The sequence below is a fragment of the Streptomyces sp. NPDC002669 genome, assembly GCF_042889165.1.
Lineage (GTDB): Bacteria > Actinomycetota > Actinomycetes > Streptomycetales > Streptomycetaceae > Streptomyces.
The window spans coordinates 105,961-127,420 of sequence record NZ_JBIAQQ010000004.1 but is presented as its reverse complement, the minus strand read 5'-3'; the positions used below and the strand labels follow the sequence as shown (position 1 = coordinate 127,420).

At 69.4% G+C, this 21,460-nt stretch carries 24 protein-coding genes; 12 read left to right on the top strand and 12 right to left on the bottom strand.

The features are described from left to right. The first annotated feature begins 25 nt into the window (after positions 1-25). The 4 genes from rpsF (at position 26) to rplI (ending at position 1,723) form a co-directional block, all read left to right on the top strand. The gene (rpsF, locus tag ACFYW1_RS07480) at positions 26-316 is read left to right on the top strand and encodes a 30S ribosomal protein S6 (protein ID WP_015609864.1); all 291 of its coding nucleotides are present in this window, start codon (positions 26-28) and stop codon (positions 314-316) included. 71 nt (positions 317-387) lie between these two features. Then, the gene (locus ACFYW1_RS07475; protein ID WP_388988482.1) at positions 388-978 is read left to right on the top strand and encodes a single-stranded DNA-binding protein; all 591 of its coding nucleotides are present in this window, start codon (positions 388-390) and stop codon (positions 976-978) included. 43 nt (positions 979-1,021) lie between these two features. Beyond that, on the top strand, positions 1,022-1,258 hold the full coding sequence (gene rpsR, locus ACFYW1_RS07470; RefSeq protein ID WP_003967857.1) for a 30S ribosomal protein S18: 237 nt from the start codon (positions 1,022-1,024) through the stop codon (positions 1,256-1,258). Positions 1,259-1,276: 18 nt separating this feature from the next. Next, a complete protein-coding gene (rplI, locus tag ACFYW1_RS07465; protein ID WP_148836976.1) occupies positions 1,277-1,723 on the top strand; it encodes a 50S ribosomal protein L9 in 447 nt (148 codons plus the stop codon). A gap of 174 nt (positions 1,724-1,897) precedes the next feature. Here rplI and ACFYW1_RS07460 read toward each other — a convergent pair whose 3' ends face one another. Further along, positions 1,898-3,235: an MATE family efflux transporter gene (locus ACFYW1_RS07460; RefSeq protein WP_388988477.1), complete on the bottom strand. Its 1,338-nt coding sequence runs from the start codon at positions 3,233-3,235 to the stop codon at positions 1,898-1,900. A gap of 459 nt (positions 3,236-3,694) precedes the next feature. On the opposite strand from ACFYW1_RS07460, the gene dnaB reads away from it, so the two are divergent. After that, a complete protein-coding gene (dnaB, locus tag ACFYW1_RS07455) occupies positions 3,695-5,173 on the top strand; it encodes a replicative DNA helicase (RefSeq protein WP_388988474.1) in 1,479 nt (492 codons plus the stop codon). A 186-nt stretch (positions 5,174-5,359) separates the two neighbouring features. Here dnaB and ACFYW1_RS07450 read toward each other — a convergent pair whose 3' ends face one another. Together ACFYW1_RS07450 and ACFYW1_RS07445 are read right to left on the bottom strand one after the other, a co-directional pair. After that, positions 5,360-6,274, bottom strand: a complete 915-nt coding sequence (locus ACFYW1_RS07450) for an MBL fold metallo-hydrolase (RefSeq protein WP_388988470.1) — start codon at positions 6,272-6,274, stop codon at positions 5,360-5,362. Between the two features lie 213 nt (positions 6,275-6,487). Continuing rightward, positions 6,488-7,177: a DUF5701 family protein gene (locus ACFYW1_RS07445; RefSeq protein ID WP_388988467.1), complete on the bottom strand. Its 690-nt coding sequence runs from the start codon at positions 7,175-7,177 to the stop codon at positions 6,488-6,490. Positions 7,178-7,504: 327 nt separating this feature from the next. Between ACFYW1_RS07445 and ACFYW1_RS07440 the strand changes: the two genes are divergently transcribed. Continuing rightward, positions 7,505-8,521: a hypothetical protein gene (locus ACFYW1_RS07440; protein ID WP_388988464.1), complete on the top strand. Its 1,017-nt coding sequence runs from the start codon at positions 7,505-7,507 to the stop codon at positions 8,519-8,521. Positions 8,522-8,643: 122 nt separating this feature from the next. Next, on the top strand, positions 8,644-10,026 hold the full coding sequence (locus tag ACFYW1_RS07435) for a serine hydrolase domain-containing protein (RefSeq protein WP_388988461.1): 1,383 nt from the start codon (positions 8,644-8,646) through the stop codon (positions 10,024-10,026). A gap of 134 nt (positions 10,027-10,160) precedes the next feature. Here the strand turns inward: ACFYW1_RS07435 and ACFYW1_RS07430 are convergent, their stop codons facing one another. The 4 genes from ACFYW1_RS07430 to ACFYW1_RS07415 form a co-directional block, all read right to left on the bottom strand. Continuing rightward, on the bottom strand, positions 10,161-10,613 hold the full coding sequence (locus ACFYW1_RS07430) for a GNAT family N-acetyltransferase (RefSeq protein WP_388988458.1): 453 nt from the start codon (positions 10,611-10,613) through the stop codon (positions 10,161-10,163). Between the two features lie 106 nt (positions 10,614-10,719). Continuing rightward, complete coding sequence (locus tag ACFYW1_RS07425; RefSeq protein ID WP_388988455.1) at positions 10,720-11,187, bottom strand: MarR family winged helix-turn-helix transcriptional regulator; 468 nt, start codon at positions 11,185-11,187, stop codon at positions 10,720-10,722. Between the two features lie 151 nt (positions 11,188-11,338). Beyond that, positions 11,339-12,208 carry a GNAT family N-acetyltransferase gene (locus tag ACFYW1_RS07420; protein WP_388988452.1) on the bottom strand — a complete coding sequence of 290 codons (870 nt, stop codon included), beginning with the start codon at positions 12,206-12,208 and terminating at the stop codon, positions 11,339-11,341. Between the two features lie 5 nt (positions 12,209-12,213). After that, positions 12,214-12,741, bottom strand: coding sequence for a DUF2269 domain-containing protein (locus tag ACFYW1_RS07415; RefSeq protein WP_388988449.1), 528 nt, complete (start codon positions 12,739-12,741; stop codon positions 12,214-12,216). A gap of 401 nt (positions 12,742-13,142) precedes the next feature. Here ACFYW1_RS07415 and ACFYW1_RS07410 point away from each other — a divergent pair, with 401 nt between their 5' ends. Next, the gene (locus ACFYW1_RS07410; RefSeq protein ID WP_388988446.1) at positions 13,143-14,321 is read left to right on the top strand and encodes an FAD-binding oxidoreductase; all 1,179 of its coding nucleotides are present in this window, start codon (positions 13,143-13,145) and stop codon (positions 14,319-14,321) included. Positions 14,322-14,421: 100 nt separating this feature from the next. On the opposite strand, the gene ACFYW1_RS07405 is transcribed toward ACFYW1_RS07410, so the two are convergent. The 4 genes from ACFYW1_RS07405 to ACFYW1_RS07390 form a co-directional block, all read right to left on the bottom strand. After that, positions 14,422-14,901, bottom strand: coding sequence for an NUDIX domain-containing protein (locus ACFYW1_RS07405; protein WP_283852813.1), 480 nt, complete (start codon positions 14,899-14,901; stop codon positions 14,422-14,424). Between the two features lie 63 nt (positions 14,902-14,964). After that, the gene (locus ACFYW1_RS07400; protein ID WP_388988443.1) at positions 14,965-15,861 is read right to left on the bottom strand and encodes a LysR family transcriptional regulator; all 897 of its coding nucleotides are present in this window, start codon (positions 15,859-15,861) and stop codon (positions 14,965-14,967) included. Between the two features lie 201 nt (positions 15,862-16,062). After that, positions 16,063-17,193 carry a cystathionine gamma-lyase gene (locus tag ACFYW1_RS07395; RefSeq protein WP_388988440.1) on the bottom strand — a complete coding sequence of 377 codons (1,131 nt, stop codon included), beginning with the start codon at positions 17,191-17,193 and terminating at the stop codon, positions 16,063-16,065. 83 nt (positions 17,194-17,276) lie between these two features. After that, a complete protein-coding gene (locus ACFYW1_RS07390) occupies positions 17,277-17,654 on the bottom strand; it encodes a phage holin family protein (protein WP_388988437.1) in 378 nt (125 codons plus the stop codon). 68 nt (positions 17,655-17,722) lie between these two features. Between ACFYW1_RS07390 and ACFYW1_RS07385 the strand changes: the two genes are divergently transcribed. The 4 genes from ACFYW1_RS07385 to ACFYW1_RS07370 all read left to right on the top strand — a co-directional run bounded on the left by ACFYW1_RS07385 (position 17,723) and on the right by ACFYW1_RS07370 (position 19,990). Beyond that, a complete protein-coding gene (locus ACFYW1_RS07385) occupies positions 17,723-18,040 on the top strand; it encodes a cupin domain-containing protein (RefSeq protein ID WP_148836987.1) in 318 nt (105 codons plus the stop codon). A gap of 188 nt (positions 18,041-18,228) precedes the next feature. Next, positions 18,229-18,438, top strand: coding sequence for a DUF5326 family protein (locus ACFYW1_RS07380; RefSeq protein WP_388988433.1), 210 nt, complete (start codon positions 18,229-18,231; stop codon positions 18,436-18,438). 242 nt (positions 18,439-18,680) lie between these two features. Then, a complete protein-coding gene (locus tag ACFYW1_RS07375; protein WP_388988430.1) occupies positions 18,681-19,451 on the top strand; it encodes an IclR family transcriptional regulator in 771 nt (256 codons plus the stop codon). Between the two features lie 101 nt (positions 19,452-19,552). Continuing rightward, positions 19,553-19,990 (top strand): SsgA family sporulation/cell division regulator, encoded by a 438-nt coding sequence (locus ACFYW1_RS07370; protein WP_148836990.1) that lies wholly within the window; start codon positions 19,553-19,555, stop codon positions 19,988-19,990. An 80-nt stretch (positions 19,991-20,070) separates the two neighbouring features. On the opposite strand, the gene ACFYW1_RS07365 is transcribed toward ACFYW1_RS07370, so the two are convergent. After that, positions 20,071-21,393: a YibE/F family protein gene (locus tag ACFYW1_RS07365; RefSeq protein ID WP_388988426.1), complete on the bottom strand. Its 1,323-nt coding sequence runs from the start codon at positions 21,391-21,393 to the stop codon at positions 20,071-20,073. Positions 21,394-21,460: the final 67 nt, after the last annotated feature.

The following is a 21,460-nucleotide window of genomic DNA, read 5'->3' as shown; positions in this document are numbered from 1 at the left end:
TGAGTCCAAAGGAGGTGGGTTCCACATGCGTCACTACGAGGTGATGGTCATCCTCGACCCCGATCTCGAGGAGCGCGCTGTCTCCCCGCTGATCGAGAACTTCCTCTCCGTCGTCCGTGAGGGCAACGGAAAGGTCGAGAAGGTCGACACCTGGGGCCGTCGTCGTCTCGCTTACGAGATCAAGAAGAAGCCCGAGGGCATCTACTCGGTCATCGACCTGCAGGCCGAGCCTGCGGTCGTCAAGGAGCTCGACCGCCAGATGAACCTGAACGAGTCGGTCCTCCGGACCAAGGTCCTCCGTCCCGAGATCCACTGAGCTTCTAGCTCAGAGGTCATCGGGTTCGAGTAGCAAGCAGCCAGAAGCAATCCCCGCCGAGAGGTTCATCCATGGCAGGCGAGACCGTCATCACGGTCGTCGGCAATCTCGTCGACGACCCCGAGCTGCGCTTCACCCCGTCCGGTGCGGCGGTCGCGAAGTTCCGCGTCGCGTCCACTCCCCGCATCTTCGACCGGCAGACCAATGAGTGGAAGGACGGCGAAGGCCTGTTCCTCACCTGCTCGGTCTGGCGGCAGGCGGCGGAGAACGTCGCCGAGTCGCTCCAGCGAGGCATGCGCGTCGTCGTGCAGGGCCGGCTGAAGCAGCGGTCGTACGAGGACCGCGAGGGCGTCAAGCGCACGGTCTACGAGCTGGACGTCGAGGAAGTCGGCCCCAGCCTCAAGAACGCCACGGCCAAGGTCACCAAGACCACCGGTCGCGGTGGCCAGGGTGGATACGGCGGAGGCCAGCAGGGCGGCGGCAACTGGGGCGGCGGTCCCGGTGGCGGTGGCCAGCAGGGTGGCGGCGGCGCTCCCGCCGACGACCCGTGGGCCACGAGCGCGCCGTCCGGCGGTCAGCAGGGCGGGGGCCAGCAGGGTGGCGGCTGGGGTGGAAACTCCGGCGGCTCCGGCGGCGGCTACTCGGACGAGCCGCCCTTCTAGGGCGACTCGTACCCCCACTTCTTGATCACACAGGAGAAACATCATGGCGAAGCCGCCTGTGCGCAAGCCTAAGAAGAAGGTCTGCGCGTTCTGCAAGGACAAGACCCAGTACGTGGACTACAAGGACACGAACATGCTGCGGAAGTTCATTTCCGACCGCGGCAAGATCCGTGCCCGCCGCGTGACCGGCAACTGCACGCAGCACCAGCGTGACGTCGCCACGGCCGTCAAGAACAGCCGTGAGATGGCGCTGCTGCCCTACACGTCCACCGCGCGATAAGGGAAGGGTGACCGAATCATGAAGATCATCCTCACCCACGAGGTCTCCGGCCTCGGTGCTGCGGGCGACGTCGTCGACGTCAAGGACGGGTACGCCCGTAACTACCTGGTTCCGCGTGGCTTTGCCATCCGCTGGACCAAGGGTGGCGAGAAGGACGTGGCGCAGATCCGCCGCGCCCGCAAGATCCACGAGATCGCCACGATCGAGCAGGCCAACGAGATCAAGGCCAAGCTCGAGGCCGTGAAGGTCCGTCTGGCTGTTCGCTCCGGCGACGCCGGCCGCCTCTTCGGCTCCGTGACCCCGGCCGACATCGCCTCGGCGATCAAGGACGCGGGTGGCCCCGACGTCGACAAGCGTCGCGTCGAGCTCGGCTCGCCGATCAAGACGCTCGGCGGACACCAGGTGTCCGTGCGTCTGCACCCCGAGGTCGCTGCGAACCTCGGCATCGAGGTTGTTGCCGCCTGAGGCACAGCTCCTCGGAGCAGATGAAGGGCCGCACCCCTCGGGGTGCGGCCCTTCGCCGTTTTCGTTGTTTCGATGGTTCCCCGAAGGCGGAGGAACACAGGCCACGGACCAGCCATGGGGTCGTGTTTCACGTGAAACCGTCGTTTCACGTGAAACACGGACATGGAATCGGGGTCAGCGCGTGGCCCCGGTGACGAGCCACCGGCCCGACCGGGCGCGCAGCCAGAGCGTCACCAGGCGGACGGTCATCATGAGGGTCATGGCCCACCACAGTGTGGTCAGGCCGCCGCCGATCACCGGCACCAGCAGTGCGACCGGGGCGAAGACCGCAAGGGTGACGAGCATGGCCCAGGCCAGGTAAGGCCCGTCCCCCGCCCCCATCAGCACGCCGTCCAGGACGAACACCACACCGGCGATCGGCTGGGACAGCGCCACCACGAGGAGCGCCGGGAGCAGGGTGTCCTGTACGGCTTGGTCACTGGTGAACAGGGGAACGAACAGGGGTCGGGCCAGGATGAGCAGTACCCCGAACACCACTCCGGAGACGATGCCCCACTGCACCATCCGGCGGCATGCCTCGCGCGCTCCCTTGGCGTCGTCGGCTCCCAGGTAGCGGCCGATGATGGCCTGCCCCGCGATGGCGATGGCGTCGAGGGCGAAGGCCATCAGGCTCCAGAGGGAGAGAATGACCTGGTGCGCGGCGATCTCGGTGTCGCCGAGGCGTGCGGCGACGGCTGTGGCGATCATCAGGACGGCGCGGAGCGAGAGCGTACGGACCAGCAGGGGAACGCCCGCCTGGGCACTGGCCCTGATGCCCGCGGCGTCGGGACGCAGCGAGGCGCCGTGCTTCCGCGCTCCTCGCACCACCACGACCAGGTAGGCGGTGGCCATCGAGACCTGGGCGATCACGGTTCCCCAGGCGGATCCGGCGATCCCGAGCCCGGCGCCGTAGACCAGTCCCGCGTTGAGGGCCCCATTGGCGGCGAAGCCCCCGATGGCGACGTACAGCGGGGTCCTGGTGTCCTGCAGGCCGCGGAGTACGCCGGTCGCGGCCATCACCACGAGCATGGCCGGGATGCCGAGACTGGAGATCCTCAGGTACGTGGTGGCGTAGGGCGCCGCCGTGTCGGAGGCGCCGAAGACGTTCACGAGCCAGGGGGCGGCCGGGAGGACTACGGCGATGACGGCCATGCCCAGCAGGAGGGCCAGCCAGATGCCGTCCATGCCCTGCCGGATGGCGGCGGCCGGATCGCCCGCGCCGATCCGCCGTGCCACGGCGGCGGTGGTGGCGTACGCGAGGAAGACGAAGATGCTGACGGCGGTGGTCAGCAGGGCGGCGGCGACGGCCAGGCCGGCCAGCTGGGGGGTGCCGAGATGGCCGACGATGGCGCTGTCGACCATCACGAAGAGCGGCTCGGCGACAAGTGCGCCGAAGGCGGGGACGGCGAGGGCGATGATCTCGCGGTCGTGCCGTCGACGACTGGATGGTGGCGATGCCGGGGCCTGGATCATGGGGGTCAATCTAATCTTCCACAGGTAATAGATGCAATGGCTAGGTGATCCTTACTTTTGCTGAGGCGTGGCGTTCTCCTGTGTGCTGTTTGTCGTGATCTTGCGCCGAGGCGTGAAGTTTTTCTCCCCCACAGTCGGTGGATGAGAAAAGCCCAGGTCAGCGTGGTGGTAGCGAAGAGGCTATGAGTTTGTCCACAGTGCTGTCCCCCGCTCCGTGCACAGGTTCTGCAGAGTTCTCCACAGCATCTGGTCAGTCGTCCACATGCCCTGTGGATAACCAGATTGGCTGACGGTGCGGAGCGGCCTACCGTGGTCCGGCGCCCGCACCCTGTTCCGGTCCTGGAACCACGCATAACTCGACGCGCCGGAACCGGAGTCGGGCGTCTTGTTTGTCGGTGCTGTGCCGTAAGAAAGAGTGGCGTGGCGAGGTCCGCTGAGCGGACGGGAGGAGGTGGCCCGGTGAGCATTCCCGAGCCTTTGGACGACCCCTGGGCCGACACCGGTCCCGGCGACCGTCTGCCCGTTTCCCGTCGCCGCCGCGGTGAGGGCAGGGACCGCGGTGAGCAGCACGACCGCGAGGCACGGGGAGACATCTGGGAGGGCGGTTCCTCCGGTTTCGAGCGGGTGCCGCCCCAGGACCTCGATGCCGAGCAGTCGGTCCTCGGCGGCATGCTCCTGTCCAAGGACGCCATCGCCGATGTCGTGGAGATCATCAAGGGCCACGACTTCTACCGTCCCGCGCACGAGACCGTCTACCAGGCGATCCTCGACCTCTACGCCAAGGGCGAACCGGCCGACCCGATCACGGTGGCGGCCGAGCTGGTCAAGCGCGGCGAGATCACCAAGGTGGGCGGGGCGCCGTACCTCCACACCCTCGTCCAGTCCGTGCCGACCGCGGCCAATGCCTCGTACTACGCGGAGATCGTCCATGAGCGGGCGGTATTGAGGCGGCTCGTCGAGGCCGGTACGAAGATCACGCAGATGGGATACGCGGCCGACGGCGATGTCGACGACATCGTGAACTCCGCGCAGGCCGAGATCTACGCCGTCACCGAGCAGCGCACCAGCGAGGACTACCTGCCGCTCGGCGACATCATGGAGGGCGCCCTCGACGAGATCGAGGCGATCGGTTCGCGCAGCGGGGAGATGACCGGTGTGCCCACGGGCTTCACCGATCTCGATTCCCTCACCAACGGCCTGCACCCCGGCCAGATGATCGTCATCGCGGCCCGTCCGGCCATGGGAAAGTCCACACTCGCCCTGGACTTCGCGCGGGCCGCGTCGATCAAGAACAACCTGCCGAGCGTCATCTTCTCCCTCGAAATGGGCCGCAACGAGATCGCGATGCGCCTGCTGTCCGCCGAGGCCCGGGTCGCCCTGCACCACATGCGGTCCGGCACGATGACGGACGAGGACTGGACACGGCTGGCCCGCCGGATGCCGGAGGTGTCGACCGCGCCGCTCTACATCGACGACTCCCCCAACCTGTCGATGATGGAGATCCGGGCGAAGTGCCGTCGGCTCAAGCAGCGCAACGGCATCAAGCTCGTGATCATCGACTACCTGCAGCTGATGCAGGCCGGTGGCTCCAAGCGTTCCGAGAGCCGCCAGCAGGAAGTCTCGGACATGTCCCGAAACCTCAAGCTCCTGGCCAAGGAACTGGAGGTCCCGGTGATCGCGCTCTCGCAGCTGAACCGTGGCCCCGAGCAGCGCACCGACAAGAAGCCGATGGTGTCCGACCTGCGTGAGTCCGGCTCCATCGAGCAGGACGCCGACATGGTGATCCTGCTGCACCGCGAGGACGCGTACGAGAAGGAGTCCCCGCGCGCCGGCGAGGCGGACATCATCGTCGGCAAGCACCGTAACGGTCCGACGGCGACGATCACCGTGGCCTTCCAGGGGCACTACTCGCGCTTCGTGGACATGGCCCAGACCTGATGCGGGAGCCCTGCGGGTTCTCGTACGTGCTGCCGGGCTTCGGTGGCGGTGCCTCGGGCTCTCGGAGCGGTGCCCACCGCGACGGCGGGTGGGCACCGCTCCATCCCGTTCGTCCGACGGCCGGGTTCACATGTCAGGGCCGGCCCCCGACGCGCTGCTCGTGCCCCGGCCCCGGACGGAGCTCGGTCAGTAGTCCCAGACGGCCGGTACGAAACGGAAGGTGTTGCCGACGTCCGCCACGTGGCAGACGGACGGGAACGGCAGGTGGGTGGCCATCAGCTGTTCGCCGTTGGCCGCCAGCTCTCTCAGGAGACGGATCCGGACGCGGGCCGATTCCTCGGGATCGTGGTCGAAGCCGTTGTGCCAGTCGGGCTTGTCGAACCCGGTCTGGAACACGGCGTCGCCGGCGAACGTCAGCCGGTCGCCGCCGGACTCCAGGCGGATGATGCTGTGGCCGGGGGTGTGACCGCCGGTGCGCTGCATCATTACTCCCGGCGCCACCTCGTACTCTGTCTCGAACGGCCGCAACTGGCCGCGGTACACGTCCAGGAACTGAGCGGCGGTCTTCCGCAGCACGTCCGGCACCGGTGTCGGCATGACGGTGCGGGAGAAGTCCGGCGCGTCCCAGAACTCGGCCTCGGCCGCCGCCAGGTGCACGCGCAGGTCCTGGCGCAGCCGGCCCCTCAGCCCCTCGACGAGCAGCCCGCCGATGTGGTCCATGTGCAGATGGGTGAGCACCACGTCGGTCACGGACCCGGGATCGATCCCGGCGGCGTCCAGCCGTATGGCCAGCTGCCCGGCTCGCGGGAAGCCCGGGAACTCCGTCCCCAGCCCGGAATCGACGAGGACGGTCCGGTCACCGCTGCGCACCACGGCGACGTTCAGCGGCCAGTTGCACACCTCGGGCGGCAGGAACATGTCGCCGAGCCAGGCCGCCAGGTCGTCCTCGGCGGCGTTGGTGGCCAGCGTCGTGGTGGTGATCGGCAGCACGCCGTCGCTGATCACCGTCACATCGATGTCGCCGATCTTCAGCGCGTAGCGCGACGGGACCAGTTCGTCGTGCCCCGCCGCATGGGAGTGTGCGATGTTGACCCGGCTCATGTTGTTCTCCTCTTGAAGAGAGTCGACCGAAGACATCGACGGCGCCATGGGACGCACCGTCCGGTCACTCCTCAAGACCGGGCAGCGGACCGGGTTGTGACAACCGTTCTGCTGCCTCGCACCCGCCCCGCCCCGCGCGGTCGGACCGGGGCGCCGGCCGCGCGGTCGGTCACCCGGTTCCGCGACCCCGCCCCGTCGCACGGCCACGACTCCTCACAGGTCCTGGGCCAGGCGTCCCGTCGCGGAGGCGAAACCCAGCCAGGTGTGCCGGTTGCCCGCCCAGCACCAGCCCACCTTGGGGGCATTGCGGCGCTCGCGGCCGTCCCGCCCGGTGCCGTTGCTGATCCAGATCGCCGGTGTGCGGGCGTCCAGTGCTCCGTTGGCTTTGCGCAGCCGGGAGCCGATGGTCATGAAGCAGTGGTTGCGCTCCAGGACGGCGGGCTGCTGCATCAGCCAGTGGATGCCCTCGGTGAGCAGCAGCGGGGTGCGGTTCTTCGCGGTGAGGGCGGGCAGCGCCTCGTTCGGGCTCCAATTGGCCATCTGGTCGCCGCGGTCGACGCCGGTGAGGAGGTAGAGCGGAGCATCGGGCAGCGTGACGGTGTCGAGCGGGGCGAAGAGGTCGACGTCGGGCATGTCGGTGACGACGAAGCCCGGCTTGCCGGCGTGGCGGAGCATCGGCGCGAGGGCGGAGGCAGGGGCCCGGTCCGGGTGAACGGCGAGCAGGGCGCCGTTGCCACCCGCGGGGACCTCGACGGTCTCGGCGAAGGCGCGCAGATCGTCGGCGGGCAGCCCGGCGATCTCGTGCACCCCCAGTTCGATCAGTCGCTCGGCCTGTGCGCTCAGGGCCGGAAGTGCGGGGAGGACGGCGGGGACGGCGGACGTGGCGGACACGGCTTCGGACACGATGCTCCCAGGAGTCGCGGCGTGGAGGGCGCAGAGGCAACGAAGCCGCCTGCCGGAACATTCCCGCACGGCCCGCTGCGGACCACGGGGCGCCGACAGGGGACCGCGGACCGGCGGTCGGCACCGGTGGGGAGCGCGAGGTGCCCGATCGGCACGAGGCCGCCGGGTACTCGACCGTGCGTGTCGTGACCGTCGTCAGGAGGCCGGAGCGCAGTGATCGCCGTTCTGCCGACGGGGAAGACCGGCCCGGATGGTGAGGGGCGGCGCCGCTTCCGTGCCGGGGAACCGCCCCGTACGGCCCGTTCGTCGGTTACAGGTGTGACTGAAGTGACGCCTGTTCTGCCTGACGACCACAGTCAACTGATCTCCGACCTGTCCGGAATCGTCAGTGACTATCCCTACGTGGACCCCGAGGAGGCCCTCGCCGCTCTCGCCGGTGACGCGGCGGACGCGCTCGGCCGCGTCGGCTCCCCGGAAGGCCGCCGCGAGCGGACCGGGTACACGATCCTCCTGTACGCCACTTGCTGGTATGTCGCGTCGAGGGTCTTCAACAAGTCCCTGTTCGAGTCGTACATGGAGGCCCTGGACGGGTTCCGGGCCACGCTGGACCCGGACGAGTGCACCTGCCCGGCCGACTCCCACCCCTCGGGCCTGGACTCCGAGTACGGGGTCTCGGCCGGGGCGAGCCTGCTGACCGGGGCCGGCCGGGCCGTGTTCGCCGAGGACTACGACCTCGAGGACGAGGAACTGGCGGCGTTCGACTGCGAGGGGTTCCTCGCGGACCTCGCCGACCAGGCCGAGGGCCACGTGCGCGATGCGTATCGGAGCAACTTCGGCAGGGTCGACGTCTCCTGTCTCGACGCGCAGTTCGTCCGGGACGACGGCGGCATCGACATCGTCGCCATGCAGGAGGCGCTCCGCCGCTCCTGGGAGAACAACACGGGCCCGGTCGCACTGTGGTCGGCCCGCCGTTGGCTCTCCGGACAGGTGCGGGACGAGGAGCGGCTCGGTCTGTTCCTGTGCATGTGGATGGGCATCGCCCAGTCCTACGCGGGGCTTCCGCCCTCCTACACCCGCGAGCTGGCCGCCGCGCTCGACACCGTCGACCTGGACGCCTCCTGCGACCATCCGAAGCATCCCTGGTCCACCGCCGACAGATTCGTGCAGAGCCGGTACCGCGCGGTGGTCCACCTGTACGCCCCGGAGGACCACCCGGACACCCCCGTGCCCGCCGAACTCTCGGCCCGTGAGTTGTGGGAATGCCCGGTGCAGTACGCCGAGTTGGCCCGCAAGGCGCAGGAGGACCTCCAGGGCTGGGGCGTCATGCGCGGCGGCGAGGACTGAGCAGCCTCTGCCTCGGGCCCGGTGACGGCGGTCGGCCGGGGGCCCGCCACGGCCGTGGCGGGCCCGAGGGGGCACCATGAAATGAGGTCGCCACCACAGGTTTCTCCGGGTAGTTCTTGAGGATGACCTCCCTACCCGAACAGTTGCTTCCCGGTACCCGGCGCGCCCTGCTGCACCGCATCGCCACCGCGCAGTCGGAAGGCCGTGCGCCCTCGCTCGTCGCCGCGGTGCAGCGGCAGGGGCAGATCGTCTGGAGCGGTTCCCGCAGCTGCGTCGACGACCACGCCCCCGACACCGACACGCAGTTCAGGATCGGCTCCATCACCAAGACCTTCACCGCCGTGCTGGTGCTGCGCCTGCGGGACGAAGGTCTTCTGAACCTGGACGACCCGCTGGAGAAGCACCTGCCGGGCAGCGGCGTCGGCGACGTGACGGTTCATCAACTGCTGGGTCACAGCGCGGGACTCGCCGCCGAATCCCCCGGCCCCTGGTGGGAGCGGACTCCGGGCGCACTGCGACCCGAGCTGGCCGACGTGCTCGGCGAACAGACGCGGATGCACATCCCCGGCCACCGCCACCACTATTCGAACCCCGGTTACACCCTGCTGGGCGCGCTGATCGAGAAGGTGCGCGGGGCGAGCTGGGAGCAGGTGCTGCAACGGGAGATCCTGGAACCGTTGGGCATGCGCCGTACGAGTTCCCAGCCGCAGTCCCCGCACGCGGGGGGCTGGGCCGTGCACCCCTGGGCCGATGTCATGCTGCCCGAACCGACGGAGGACCTCGGGCTGATGGCCCCGGCCGGTCAGCTCTGGTCGACGACCGGTGATCTCCTGCGTTTCGCGGCCTTCCTGGCCGAGGGGGACGACCGGGTGCTCGGCGCCGCCTCTGTACGGCAGATGCGCGAACCGTCCGCGCCGGGCGAGTCCGGTGACTGGGAGCTCGCCTACGGGCTGGGCCTCCAGGTGCTGCGTACGGACGGCCGTACGCTCATCGGGCACACGGGCTCGCTGCCCGGCTTCCTGGCGTCCTTGTGGATCGACGTCGAGAACGATGTGTCGGCCGTCGTGCTCACCAATACGACGGCCGGTGTGGTGGTCGGGGGCGTCGCTGCCGATCTCGTGGGCATCGTGGCCGAGGCCGAGCCCCGCATTCCCGAGCCCTGGCGTCCGCTGCCGGAGGTGGACGCCGAGCTGCTCGCGCTGACCGGCCCCTGGTACTGGGGCACCCGGGCGAACATCCTGCGCATGACCGCAGGCGGAGGGGTGGAGCTCCGGCCGATGCAGGGCGGTGGCCGCGGGGCCCGGTTCGTCGCGCGGCCCGACGGCACCTGGGTCGGTCTCGACGGCTATTACGCGGGGGAGACGCTGCGTGTGGTCCGGAACGAGGACGGCAGCGTGAACCATCTCGATCTCGGTTCGTTCGTCTTCACGCGGGAGCCGTACGACCCCGCGGCGGCCGTTCCCGGCGGTGTCGACGAGGGCGGGTGGCGGGGCCTCGAAGCCTGAGCGCCACGTTTCACGTGAAACACGGGCGGCCCGATCGGGTCGCCGACTCCCGCCCCAGCGGGGTACGGAGGCACGGAGCGGTCCGTGGGCGCCCGCCCCGCTGGACGGGGCGGGGCGGGGCCTCGGACCGCGAATCAGAGCGCGAGCTTGAAACCGACGTGGCTGGCGGTGAAACCGAGCCGCTCGTAGAAACGATGGGCGTCGGTCCGGGTGGCGTCGGACGTCAGCTGGACCAACTGGCAATCCTGGCGCCGGGATTCCTCCACGGCCCATTCGATCAGCAGGGTGCCCAGGCCGCTGCCGCGTTCGTCGGCGTGGATGCGCACGCCCTCGATGACCGAGCGGGTCGAGCCGCGCCGGGAGAGCCCCGGGATCACGGTCAGTTGCAGCGTTCCGACGACACGGCCCTCGCGCACGGCGACGACCAGGTGCTGGTTCGGGTCGTCGGCCAGCCGTTGGAACGCGGTGCGGTACGGGGCGAGATCGTCCGGCGACTCCCGCTGTGCCCCCAGCGGGTCGTCGGCGAGCATGGCCACGATCGCCGGGATGTCGGTGGGGCCCGCAGGGCGTATTTCCAGGTCGTTCATGATCGGCAGACTATGCAGAACGGCCGGGTGGCGCACCCGGGTTCGGGCTGCCCAAGCGGCCGGTGGCACCTGGGCCGGTGCACGCGGCCGGTGGCATCCGTTCGGTTCACGCGGCCGGCGCGGGGGCCTTCAGCGCCTTGACGGCTTCGACCAGCGTGGCCAGCTCAGGGTTCCTGGCGGCTTCGTCGAGCGCGGTACGCAGCGCGCTGTCGTTGGTCGGCCGGGCCTCGGCGAGCAGGGCGAGGCCGGATTCGGTGACGTCGGTGTAGATGCCGCGACGGTCGGTGGCGCAGAGATACCGGGTCAGCAGCCCGCGGTCCTCGAGGCGGGTGACCAGACGGGTCGTGGCGCTCTGGCTGAGCACGACGGCATCCGCGACCTGCTTCATCTGGAGGTGCCCCCCGGGGCCGCTGTGCTGTCTGCTCAGGACGTCGAGCAGGGAGTACTCCCGCACGCTGAGACCATGGCCGGACTGCAGGGCCCGCTCGACGCGGGCCTCGATCTTCCCGTGAAGCAGGGAGAGGGCGCACCACCCCTGGGAGAGGGAGGTCGGCACGGAGTCCGTCTCTGTCATGGGTCTCTCTTCCGGGTCGGAGCCGCTTTCATCCAGGGTAGGCGACTTCCGAAACAGCCCCCGTTTGCAAGGGATCAGTGACTGCAGACAGGGGAGACGCGCATGGAGCGCCGCTGGTGCTCCATGCCGTCAGGACCTCCGGGACCGGCTGTCAGCCCATCGCCACGGTCAGCGGGGCATAGCGGCGGCTCCAGTCACCGGGCGGGCCGGAAGCCCCGCGGACCATCAGGGTGGTCGTGGGGCCGACCCGCAGACCGCACTCCTCGAACCAGTCGAGCAGTTCCGAATGACGTGCGTCGATGTCCGTGCGCAGGGGGCGATCCGTCGCCCCGGCGAGGGAGACGACGAGCTCCCGGGCCGTGGCGGTGTCACGAGCGATCAGCGGGCCGATCACCTGAGTGCCCGCGCTCGGCCAGGCCGCCGCGTAACCGACGAGGTCTCCACCGTCCTCGGCGACCCGGATGTGGTCGGCGTACGAGGGCAGCCGGGCGAGGACGTGGGTCCGGTCGGTGCCGAAGACCTCCGCGTCCAGCCGGACCAGGGCGCGCAGGTCCTCCGCCGCGGCCGGGCGGACGGACACGGCGGAGGACCTGTCCCCCGCCGGCCGGAGGAGGCCGGTGACCCGCTCGATGCGGCCCACGCCGGTGAACCCGAGCTGTTCGTAGAGCGGCCGTCCCGCGGCTGTCGCGTAGAGGCTGAGCGGTATGTCCCCGGTCTCGGCCAGCACGTGGTTCATCAGCCGCCGGCCGACGCCCTGCCGCGCGTACCGTTCCGCGACGAGCAGCATGCCGATGGCGGCCAGCCGCGAACCGTAGGAGGTCACCACGCAGGTGGCCATCAGCCCCTTTCCCTCGGGGGCGTCCATGCCGTAAGCCGTTCCCGCGGCCAGGAGGAGGCCCCATCTGTGCTCGTCGCGGGACCAGCCCCGGTCCTCGCAGAGATCGGCGCAGGCGACCAGGTCCCCCGGGGTGAGGCGCCGGACGGGCGAGTCGGCGGGCGGGCGGGGAAGTGAGCTGGGCATGGGGGTCAGGCTGTCCGACGCGGTGCTCGCGCGTCCACTGCTTTACCGGTCCCGGCAGCCGGACGTGGCCGTCGGCCGCGACGGGTCGGCCCCCAGGGCTTCAGTACCGATATCGCGGTGATGAACAGGTACGTCGCAGTCGCCACCGAGGGAGCGACCACCAGGTCGATGTCGACGGTGCCGCGTGCCGCGGCTTCGTCGATGCCGGGGCGCAACGAGAACACGGACAGTGCCGCCGTGATCAATGTGAGCCAGAACTTCGTCCAGACCCATCGGTGCCTGGCCAGCCCCCAGGGGGTGCCGAGGGCCAGGACGAGACCGCTGAGCAGGGAGAGCAGGGCGACCGGCACGACCAGCCAGTCACCGAAGATTTTCATGGCGAGGGTGGCGGCCCGTGCGGTGCCGGGATCCTCGGTGAGGAAGGCCGCGGTGCCGAGTGTCAGCAGTCCGACGGTCAGTCCCAGCCAGCTCACGGATATCGAGACGTGCGCCACCAGGAGACCGCGGCGGACGGGGCGTTTGAGTGGTTTCACGTGAAACACGGTGCCCGGACCGACGCGATCGGACGTCCCACAGCGGGAGTAACCGCGCGTACTGGTCTCGGCGTACAGCACGCCTTCTCCGTGTGCTCCCTCCTGGGAGCGGACCGTCGTCCCGCCCGGCTGCGGGGCTGTTGCCGGAACCGGAACGACCCGAGTGCGCGTGATGGATTCCGCAGGTCGGTCCCGGGGCAGAGAGCCGGACGAAGGCCGTTTCGATCAACCGGACTTCCTGCTGTTCCGTCCGGCCCGTATTCGGGGCGGGCATGCTGGACCGAGGGATGTGGCAGCGCTCACCGGGCGACTGCCGATGGGTCCCGACCGCATCCATGAACAGGGCTGCGGACCGTGTGGGTACGTAAGGCGACCATAAGACGTTTGAGGCGAGGCACAGGATGGATGCTCCGGCCACCGGGTGGACCGAGGACGCGACACACAGATCTGCCGACGCGACTCTGATCCACCGCACTCTGACCGAGATCTCACCCGTGGCCGACCAGGTGACCTCGTACTTCTACGCCTTGCTCTTCGTCCGGCGCCCGGAGCTGCGCGAGCTGTTCCCGGTCGCGATGGACACCCAGCGCGACCGTCTCCTGCGCGCGATCCTCACTGCGGCCGATCGGCTGGACGATCCCGTGGCCCTGGCCGACTACCTCGGTGAACTGGGCCGGGGACACCGCAAGTACGGCACGCTGTCCGGGCACTATCCAGCGGTGGGGGAGGCGTTGCTGGGTGCCCTGAGCCGGTACGCGACCGTCACGTGGGACGGGGAGGCGGAAGCGGCGTGGGTGCGTGCCTACACCACGATGTCGCAGATCATGATCGACGCGGCTGCCGAGGACGAGCAGTGGGCCCCCGCCTGGTGGCACGCGGAGATCGTCTCCCACGAGCTGAGAACCCGCGACATAGCGGTGCTCACGCTCCGCCCCGACCACGCCTACCCCTTTCTCGCCGGTCAGTACACGGCCATGGAGACCCCGTGGTGGCCCCGGACCTGGCGGCACTACTCCTTCGCCTCGGCGCCCCGCCCCGACGGCCTGCTCACCTTTCACGTCAAGGCGGTCCCGGCCGGCTGGGTCTCCAACGCCCTGGTGCACCGGGCCCGGCCGGGGGACATCGTGCGCCTCGGTCCGCCCACCGGCAGGATGACGGTGGACCACTCCACCCACAACGGTCTGCTCTGCCTGGGCGGGGGCACGGGCATAGCCCCCATCAAGGCACTGGTGGAGGAGGTCGCCGAGCGGGGCGACCGGCGTCCGGTGGAGGTGTTCTACGGGGCGCACAGCGATCACGACCTGTACGAGATCGACACCCTGATCGAGCTGGAGCGGACCTACCCCTGGCTGGCGGTGCGGCCGGTGGTCGCCTCCGGCCCGGGGGAGGACGGAGTCCTGCAGGGGCTGCTGCCCGAGGCCGTGCGCACGTGCGGCCCGTGGCACGAGTACGACGCCTACCTCTCCGGCCCGCCCGGCATGATCCGCAGCAGCGTGGACGTGCTGAGAGGGGTCGGCATACCGGCCGAGCGCATCCGCCACGACTACCTGGAGGAGCTGACGGGCACCGGCCACAGCTGATCCGGGCGGCCGCCCCGGGCCCGACCGGCCCCGCGCCACCGCCTTCGCGCCGGAGAACGAGGACAAGGACAGAACGAGAACGGGCCGGGGCCGTCGCCGGTCAGCCCAGGTCGGGTGCGTGCATCGCCCGTACGCCCTCGATGTTGCCGTCCAGGTAGTGCCGCAGCGACAGCGGCACGAGGTGGACGGCGGCGATCCCCATGCGGCTGAACGGCACCCGCACGACGTCGTATTCCCCGCAGGGGTCGTCGATCTCGGGGCCGTGGCGCCGGGACAGGTCCATCGACTCCAGACGGCAGACGAAGAAGTGCTGGACCTTCACGCCCTTCACCCCGCCGCCCTCGATGTGCTCCACGGTGTCGACGAAGCAGGGGACCACATCGGTGATCTTGGCGCCGAGTTCCTCGTCCACCTCGCGGTGCAGGGCGTCGACGACGGTGGCGTCCTCGGGCTCGACCCCGCCGCCCGGCGTGAGCCAGTACGGATCCACTCCGGGTTTGGTGCGTTTGATGAGGATCAGGTCGTTGCCGTCGAGCAGGATGGCGCGTGCGGTGCGCTTGACCACAGGACGTTCGGTCATGGCAAGAGCGTGGCCCGCTGAACCGATTCTGAAACACTCGTCCGGTCCCGGGCGGGTGTGCGCTCACCAGTCGGCGGCGGCACGCAGCAGCCACTCGTGCGCCCGCGCGATGTGCGGCAGCGCGAGGGTGCCGGTGCGCACCGCCAGGAAATAGGTGCGCAGCGGGGGCACGGGAGGATCCAGGAGGGCCACGAGCTCCCCCTGCTCCAACGCCCTCTCGCACAGGTAGCGCGGCAGCACGGCGAGGCCGGCGCCCGCCGCCGTGCATTCCAGGACGGCCCGCAGATCCGGCACGATGACGGTCCCGGAGACGGCGGGCGGGCTCTCGAAGACGGCGGTCCAGTAGCGGGAGACGAGCGGCAGGCTCTCGTGGACCTCCACGATCGGCAGCTGGGCCAGTACCACCGGTCCCTTGTGCCGCAGGGATCCCGGCCCGAGGCGCCCGGCCCAGCGCGGCGCGGCGACCAGCACGTGCTCCTCGTCGCAGAGCGGGGTCGCGGTGAGCAGTCCGCCGCGCGGCCGGGCCGTCGCGATGGCCAGGTCGTGGTGCCCGGCCGCGAGGCCCGCCAGCGTCTCCTCGGCGCAGGCGAAGAAGGAACTGCGCAGCGCCAGTCCCTGGGCGACGAGCGGGGTGAGCGCGGGCAGGGCGCGTACCGAGGTGAACTCGGGCGGCCCGGCCAGATGCAGGGTCCGTACGCCCGACTCCTCGTCGAGCTCCGCCTCGGTGATCTCGATCAGCGCGTCCAGATGCGGTGCCGCCCGGTGCGCGAGTTCGTCGCCGATGGTCGTCGGGGTCACCCCGCGGGCCCTGCGAAGGAAGAGCGGGCGGCCCAGCTGCCTTTCCAGCGTGCGGATCTGTGAGGTGACCGCGGGCTGGGAGAGGCCGAGCAGGGCGGCCGCCCTGGTGAAGGAACCGGCCCGGTGCACCGTGACGAACGTGCGCAACAGGGCCAGGTCCATGTCCGGTCTCTCCCACCTTCGCGATGCTTCGGACCCGTACAACTATAAATATGTCGATAGGTCGCTGTCGCCACGGTGATTGGACACTGACGGAGAGTCAACTAGCCTGGCTTGGGCGGTTCTTCGCAGGAAGAAGCAGGAGGAACCGGAGGCGGTCCGAGCCACGAGGGGGGAGGCTCGGACCGCCGTACCACCGGTCGATCAGCTGTCGGCCGCGGCCACGTCCAGGGCCCGTTCCACGTCGGCCACCAGGTCGTCCGGGTTCTCGGCGCCGACCGAGAAGCGGATGAAGCCTTCCGGTACGGCGTCGCCTCCCCACCGTCCCCGGCGCTCGGCGGTGGAACGCACGCCCCCGAAGCTCGTCGCGTCGTCGACCAGCCGAAGCGCGGACAGAAAACGCTCGGCCCGCTCGCGGTCGGACAGGACGAACGACACCACCGGGCCGAAGCGCCGCATCTGCAGGACGGCCTGCGGGTACGAGGGGTCGGAGGGCAGCCCCGGGTACCGCAGCCCGGTGACCTCGGGCCGCCGGGACAGCGCCTCGGCCAGGGTCAGCGCGGTGGCGCACTGCCGGTCGATCCGCAGCTCCAGCGTGGCCAGCGAACGGTGCGCGAGCCATGCCTCCATCGGCCCCGGGATCGCGCCGACGACCTTGCGCCAGCGCCGCACCCCCGCCATCAGCTCCGGATCGCGGCAGGTCACATGGCCGAGCAGGATGTCCCCGTGCCCGGTCAGGCCCTTGGTGTCGCTGGCCACCGAGAAGTCGGCCCCCAGCTCCAGCGGCCGCTGGCCGAGCGGGGTGGCGAGCGTGTTGTCGACGGCCACCAGGGCGCCGGCCGCGTGCGCCGCCTCGACGAGCCGGCGCACGTCGCAGACGTCGAGCCCCGGATTGGACGGGGTCTCGATCCACAGCAGCTTCGCCCCTTCGAGGACCGTCAGCTGCTTGTCGCCGCCGGTCGGCGCGGTCCGCACCTCGACGCCGTACGCCTCCAGCTGCTCCCGTACCAGGGGCAGGGCCTGGTAGCCGTCGTCGGGCAGCACGATCACGTCGCCGGTGCGCGCCCGGGACAGCAGCACGGCCGAGATGGCCGCCATCCCGGAGGCGAAGACCGCGGTCTCGACGTCCTCCCCCGGGGCCTCCAGCTCGCTGATCGCACGTTCCAGCCGGGTCCAGGTCGGGTTGGTGTCCCGGCCGTAGGTATAGGGGCCGGTCGGCTCACCGGAGAGGTGGAAGTGCGCGGCGAAGACCGGGCCGGGCAGGGTGGGCTCGAACTGTTCCGGTTCGGGCAGGCCGGCCCGTACCGCCCGGGTTCCGTCGCCCAAGGTGCTCATGGTTCATCCTCGCTGCTCTCCGGTGTACCACCGGCTCCGTGCGCACCGTTCCGGTTGCTGCCGGAGCGGTGCGCGGATGTCGTTCAGTCGTTGTCGGGCAGGATCGCGTTCAGCGCCCACGAGACGATCGAGATGATCAGTCCGCCGAGCACGGCGGTCCAGAGGCCCTCGACGTGGAAACTCAGGTCGAACAGGCCGGCCAGCCATGAGGTCAGCAGCAGCATGACCGCGTTGACCAGCAGGGTGATCAGGCCGAGCGTGAGGATGAAGAGCGGCAGCGTCAGCAGTTGTACGACCGGCTTGACCACGAAGTTCACCAGGCCGAAGAGCAGGGCGACCAGGATCAGCGTGAGCGCCTTGCGGCCGGTGCTGCCGCCGGTCAGCGTGATGTCCTGGATCAGCCAGACGGCCACGGCCAGGGCACCCGCGTTGGCGATCGTCTTGACTAGGAAATTCTTCATGTGTCTGATCGTGGCAGACATGATCGGTGGTGGACACCGGCAGTGCAGAGGCAAGGGACGGACTGGCCATGAAGGCATTCAGACTGGACGAACTGGAGGCGGAGCGGGCCGCCAACGACGGCGCGTACCTGCAGTTCGTGAAGGAACGGAACATGTCCGTCGGCCTCTACGCGCTGAACGCCGGTGAGCTCGACCCGCAGCAGCCGCACAACCAGGACGAGGTCTACCTCGTGGTCAGCGGGCGTGCGGCGATCACGGTCGGCATGGAGACCACACAGGTGGGCAGGGGCAGTGTGGTCTACGTGCCCGCCGGGGTCGCCCACAAGTTCCACCACATCACCGAGGACCTGCGGGTGATGGTGGTCTTCTCCCCGCCGGAGAGCTGACTCCCGCCGGGCCGGGAACCGCTCACTGCCGTCCGGGGAGCAGGGGTTCGGTCTCAGGGATCCCTAAGGGGTCGATCAGGGGACTTCAAGGGCCGCGGAACCCCCGCCGGCCCCTTCCGCGCCTCTAGCATCGAAGGCAGGAACTCACAGAGGCACAGAGACACAGAGACGAGGTAAGGACGATGGCCGTGCGGGAGATATTCGCGGGGATGCCCTGGTGGGTGAAGTGGATCGCGGTGCCGGTCCTCGCGATCGTGGTGTTCGGCGGTCTGATCGCCAACGTGGTCGGATTCATGATCGGACTGCTCTTCAAGGTCCTGGTATTCGTGATCCTGGTCGGCGGGCTCATTTTCGTCGTACGCAAGTTCATGTCATCCTCCTCGCGTGGTGACTGGTAGGAAGATCGGAAGCAGGCCGGGAATTAGCCCGGCTGAGCTAAGCGTCAGAACGAAACAACGCTCCGTGCGGACCCGGCCGATACAGTGACAATTCGCTGCCACCATCTGGGAATCAACCAACCGTCACCGAGCTGACCAGTGGTTTGTACGGCTTCCACTCTCCGGACCCAGTCATGCGGCAGTCGGTGGGGGCGGCCCCCACAGGCGGGCTGACCGCCCGTCACCATGCCTGGGGGTGACCGTTGACCACGGCATCGAGCACTGCTGCCCCGACGTTGATCGGTTCGGTTCAGCGAGCGCTGAGACTGCTGGAGGCCGTGGGGGCCCACCGGGACGGGGCGCCCGCGAAACAGCTGGCCAGGGAGACGGGTCTGCCCCTCCCCACCGCCTACCACCTGTTGCGCACGCTGACGCACGAGGGCTATCTGCGCCGGGAGAAGGGCGTGTTCCTCTTCGGGGCCGCTGCCGAACGCCTGGCCTGCGAAGGGGCTTTGCGGCACCGCCGCAGCAGAATGGCCGATTCGCTGAGCCGGTGGCGCGACGTCATCGGTGCACCGGTGTATTGCGCCGTCTACCGCGAGGGCGAGATCGAACTCATCGCGGTCGCCGACGCACCTGCCACCCCCGCCGTCACGGAATGGGCCTCCTTCCGGGAGACCGGGCACGCCCACGCGATCGGCCAGTGTCTGCTGAGCCAACTCGGCGAGAAGGCCCGCGAGGACCACCTCGATCGTCACCCTGTGCGTCCGCTGACCCGCTATTCGGTGCGGGATCGGGCGGCACTCCTGGAGCGATTGCGGTCGCTGGAACGGATGGAACCTGTCATCGAACGACAGGAGTACGCGCTGGGCACGGTCTGCGCCGCCATCCCGATCGCGGCCGGATTCACCGCTGCTGCGATGGCCATTTCGGTACCCCTGGAACAGGAGAGCCGGTTGCTCCCCGCAGTCGAACAACTACGTGGCGAAGTGTCCAACCTCTTGCGTTCGTTCGTGTTCTCTATCAGTATCTGAAAAATCACTCCTTGTGATCTGCTATCGCGTGCACCACGATGGCGTCAATAGGGCCATGGGGGATCATTCCTGGCCAGATTCATCTACTGCGGGGTTGAACGATGCGCGAGTCGGTTCAAGCTGAGGTCATGATGAGCTTCCTCGTCTCCGAGGAACTCTCTTTCCGGATCCCGGTGGAGCTCCGGTACGAGGTCTGCGATCCGTATGCGATCCGCATGACCTTCCATCTGCCCGGCGATGCCCCCGTCACCTGGGCATTCGGTCGTGAGTTGTTGCTCGACGGCCTCAACAGTCCCAGTGGGGACGGTGATGTGCACATCGGGCCGACGGAGCCCGAGGGGCTGTCCGATGTGCACATTCGCCTTCAGGTCGGCGAGGACCGGGCCCTCTTCCGGGCCGGTACCGCGCCGCTCGTGGCTTTTCTCGACCGGACCGACAAGCTCGTGCCGCTGGGGCAGGAGTGCACGCTCGGTGACTTCGACGGCAACCTGGAGGAGGCCCTGGGCCGGATTCTCGCCGAGGAACAGAACGCGGGCTGAAGGAACCGGTGCCGCCGACCGGATCGCCGGTCGAACACGACACCTGCCGAACGGGTGAATTGCTCACCCGGCGGAGACGTTCAGGCCCTCGTCCTGCGACGACGGCCCTTCCCGGCCCGTACGGGTGCCGAAGCTCCGGCTTCCGCGCCGAGTCCTGTGCGGTCCGCGGAGACGACCAGAGCAGCGAGCACCGTCGTCACCGGCACCGAGGCGACCAGTCCGATCGAGCCCACCAGGGTTCGTACGATCTCCTCCGCCACCAGCTCGCTGTTGGCCACCGTCCCCACGCTGCTCTGCGCGATGGAGAAGAGCAGCAGCAAAGGCAGCGCGGCGCCGGCATAGGCGAGCACGAGCGTGTTGACGACCGAGGCGATGTGGTCGCGTCCGATCCTGATCCCCGCCCGGTAGAGCCCGCGCACGCCCATCGACGGGTTCGCCCGGTGCAGTTCCCAGACCGCGGACGTCTGGGTGACGGTCACATCGTCGAGCACTCCGAGCGAACCGATGATGACACCGGCCAGTAGCAGACCGCTCATGTCGATGTGCGGATACAGGCCGTGGATGAGGCCGGTGTTGTCATCGGTGTTGCCGCTCAGGCTCGCCCAGCCGATGAAGAGTGATCCGAGCAGGCCGATCAGCAGCAGCGAGACCAGTGTGCCGATCACCGCCACCGAGGTGCGGGCGCTCGGGCCGTGGCACATGTAGAGGGCGATCAGCATGATCGCGCTGGCTCCCACCACCGCGACGACCAGCGGGTTGGAGCCCTGGAGCACGGCCGGGAGGATGAACAGGGTTAGCACGGCGAACGACACCGCGAGCGCCACCAGCGCCAGCACCCCGCGCATGCGGCCCACCGCGACCACGACCAGGGCGAAGATCCCGGCCAGCAGGGTCATCGGAAACTCCCGGGCCACGTCCGTCACCGAGTACTGGAGCTCGCGGGGCGCGTCGGGCGCGTACGACACGATCACGCCCTGGCCCTCGCGCAGTTGGCGCGGGGCGTCGGGCTGCACGATCTCGACGAACGTCCGGCCCTTGTCCGGCCCGGACGTCACCTCGACGGTGGCCTTTCGGCACAGCCCCCTGTCGTTGTCCGCCGGCGGGGCGGCCTCCTGGCCGACGGGCACCTGCACCGCGTTCACGTCCTTGCAGTTCACCTTGTCGACTTTCACCACCTTCGCCTGTTGGGTCTGCCGGTCGAATCCCACGCCGGTCCGTTCGTGCGCGGGGGCGCCGCCCGGCCAGAGCACCACCAGGCCGACGACGACAGCGGTGGCGAACGGGATCAGGACGGCCGCGATGACCTTGCGCAGATGTCTGGAGACGGGCGCCGCGGGGCCGTGGCCGTGCGAGTGGCCGTGCTGATGGCCCTGGGATTCGGTGTCGATACGGGGGGACGTCACCGGCAGATCATTGCAAGAAGGACGGGCCCTCTGTTCATCCCGCCGGAGGGGACGCTAGCGTGGAGGG

What these genes read in the sequence shown, in the direction of transcription:
- rplI (WP_148836976.1), top strand. Translation starts at nt 1,277, where the DNA reads ATGAAGATCATCCTCACCCACGAGGTCTCCGGCCTCGGTGCTGCGGGC.
- ACFYW1_RS07370 (WP_148836990.1), top strand. Translation starts at nt 19,553, where the DNA reads ATGCGCGAGTCGGTTCAAGCTGAGGTCATGATGAGCTTCCTCGTCTCC.
- ACFYW1_RS07390 (WP_388988437.1), bottom strand. Translation starts at nt 17,654, where the DNA reads ATGAAGAATTTCCTAGTCAAGACGATCGCCAACGCGGGTGCCCTGGCC.
- ACFYW1_RS07475 (WP_388988482.1), top strand. Translation starts at nt 388, where the DNA reads ATGGCAGGCGAGACCGTCATCACGGTCGTCGGCAATCTCGTCGACGAC.
- rpsF (WP_015609864.1), top strand. Translation starts at nt 26, where the DNA reads ATGCGTCACTACGAGGTGATGGTCATCCTCGACCCCGATCTCGAGGAG.
- ACFYW1_RS07430 (WP_388988458.1), bottom strand. Translation starts at nt 10,613, where the DNA reads ATGAACGACCTGGAAATACGCCCTGCGGGCCCCACCGACATCCCGGCG.
- rpsR (WP_003967857.1), top strand. Translation starts at nt 1,022, where the DNA reads ATGGCGAAGCCGCCTGTGCGCAAGCCTAAGAAGAAGGTCTGCGCGTTC.
- ACFYW1_RS07405 (WP_283852813.1), bottom strand. Translation starts at nt 14,901, where the DNA reads ATGACCGAACGTCCTGTGGTCAAGCGCACCGCACGCGCCATCCTGCTC.
- ACFYW1_RS07400 (WP_388988443.1), bottom strand. Translation starts at nt 15,861, where the DNA reads ATGGACCTGGCCCTGTTGCGCACGTTCGTCACGGTGCACCGGGCCGGT.
- ACFYW1_RS07450 (WP_388988470.1), bottom strand. Translation starts at nt 6,274, where the DNA reads ATGAGCCGGGTCAACATCGCACACTCCCATGCGGCGGGGCACGACGAA.
- ACFYW1_RS07410 (WP_388988446.1), top strand. Translation starts at nt 13,143, where the DNA reads ATGGATGCTCCGGCCACCGGGTGGACCGAGGACGCGACACACAGATCT.
- ACFYW1_RS07425 (WP_388988455.1), bottom strand. Translation starts at nt 11,187, where the DNA reads ATGACAGAGACGGACTCCGTGCCGACCTCCCTCTCCCAGGGGTGGTGC.
- ACFYW1_RS07420 (WP_388988452.1), bottom strand. Translation starts at nt 12,208, where the DNA reads ATGCCCAGCTCACTTCCCCGCCCGCCCGCCGACTCGCCCGTCCGGCGC.
- ACFYW1_RS07385 (WP_148836987.1), top strand. Translation starts at nt 17,723, where the DNA reads ATGAAGGCATTCAGACTGGACGAACTGGAGGCGGAGCGGGCCGCCAAC.
- ACFYW1_RS07435 (WP_388988461.1), top strand. Translation starts at nt 8,644, where the DNA reads ATGACCTCCCTACCCGAACAGTTGCTTCCCGGTACCCGGCGCGCCCTG.
- ACFYW1_RS07395 (WP_388988440.1), bottom strand. Translation starts at nt 17,193, where the DNA reads ATGAGCACCTTGGGCGACGGAACCCGGGCGGTACGGGCCGGCCTGCCC.
- ACFYW1_RS07460 (WP_388988477.1), bottom strand. Translation starts at nt 3,235, where the DNA reads ATGATCCAGGCCCCGGCATCGCCACCATCCAGTCGTCGACGGCACGAC.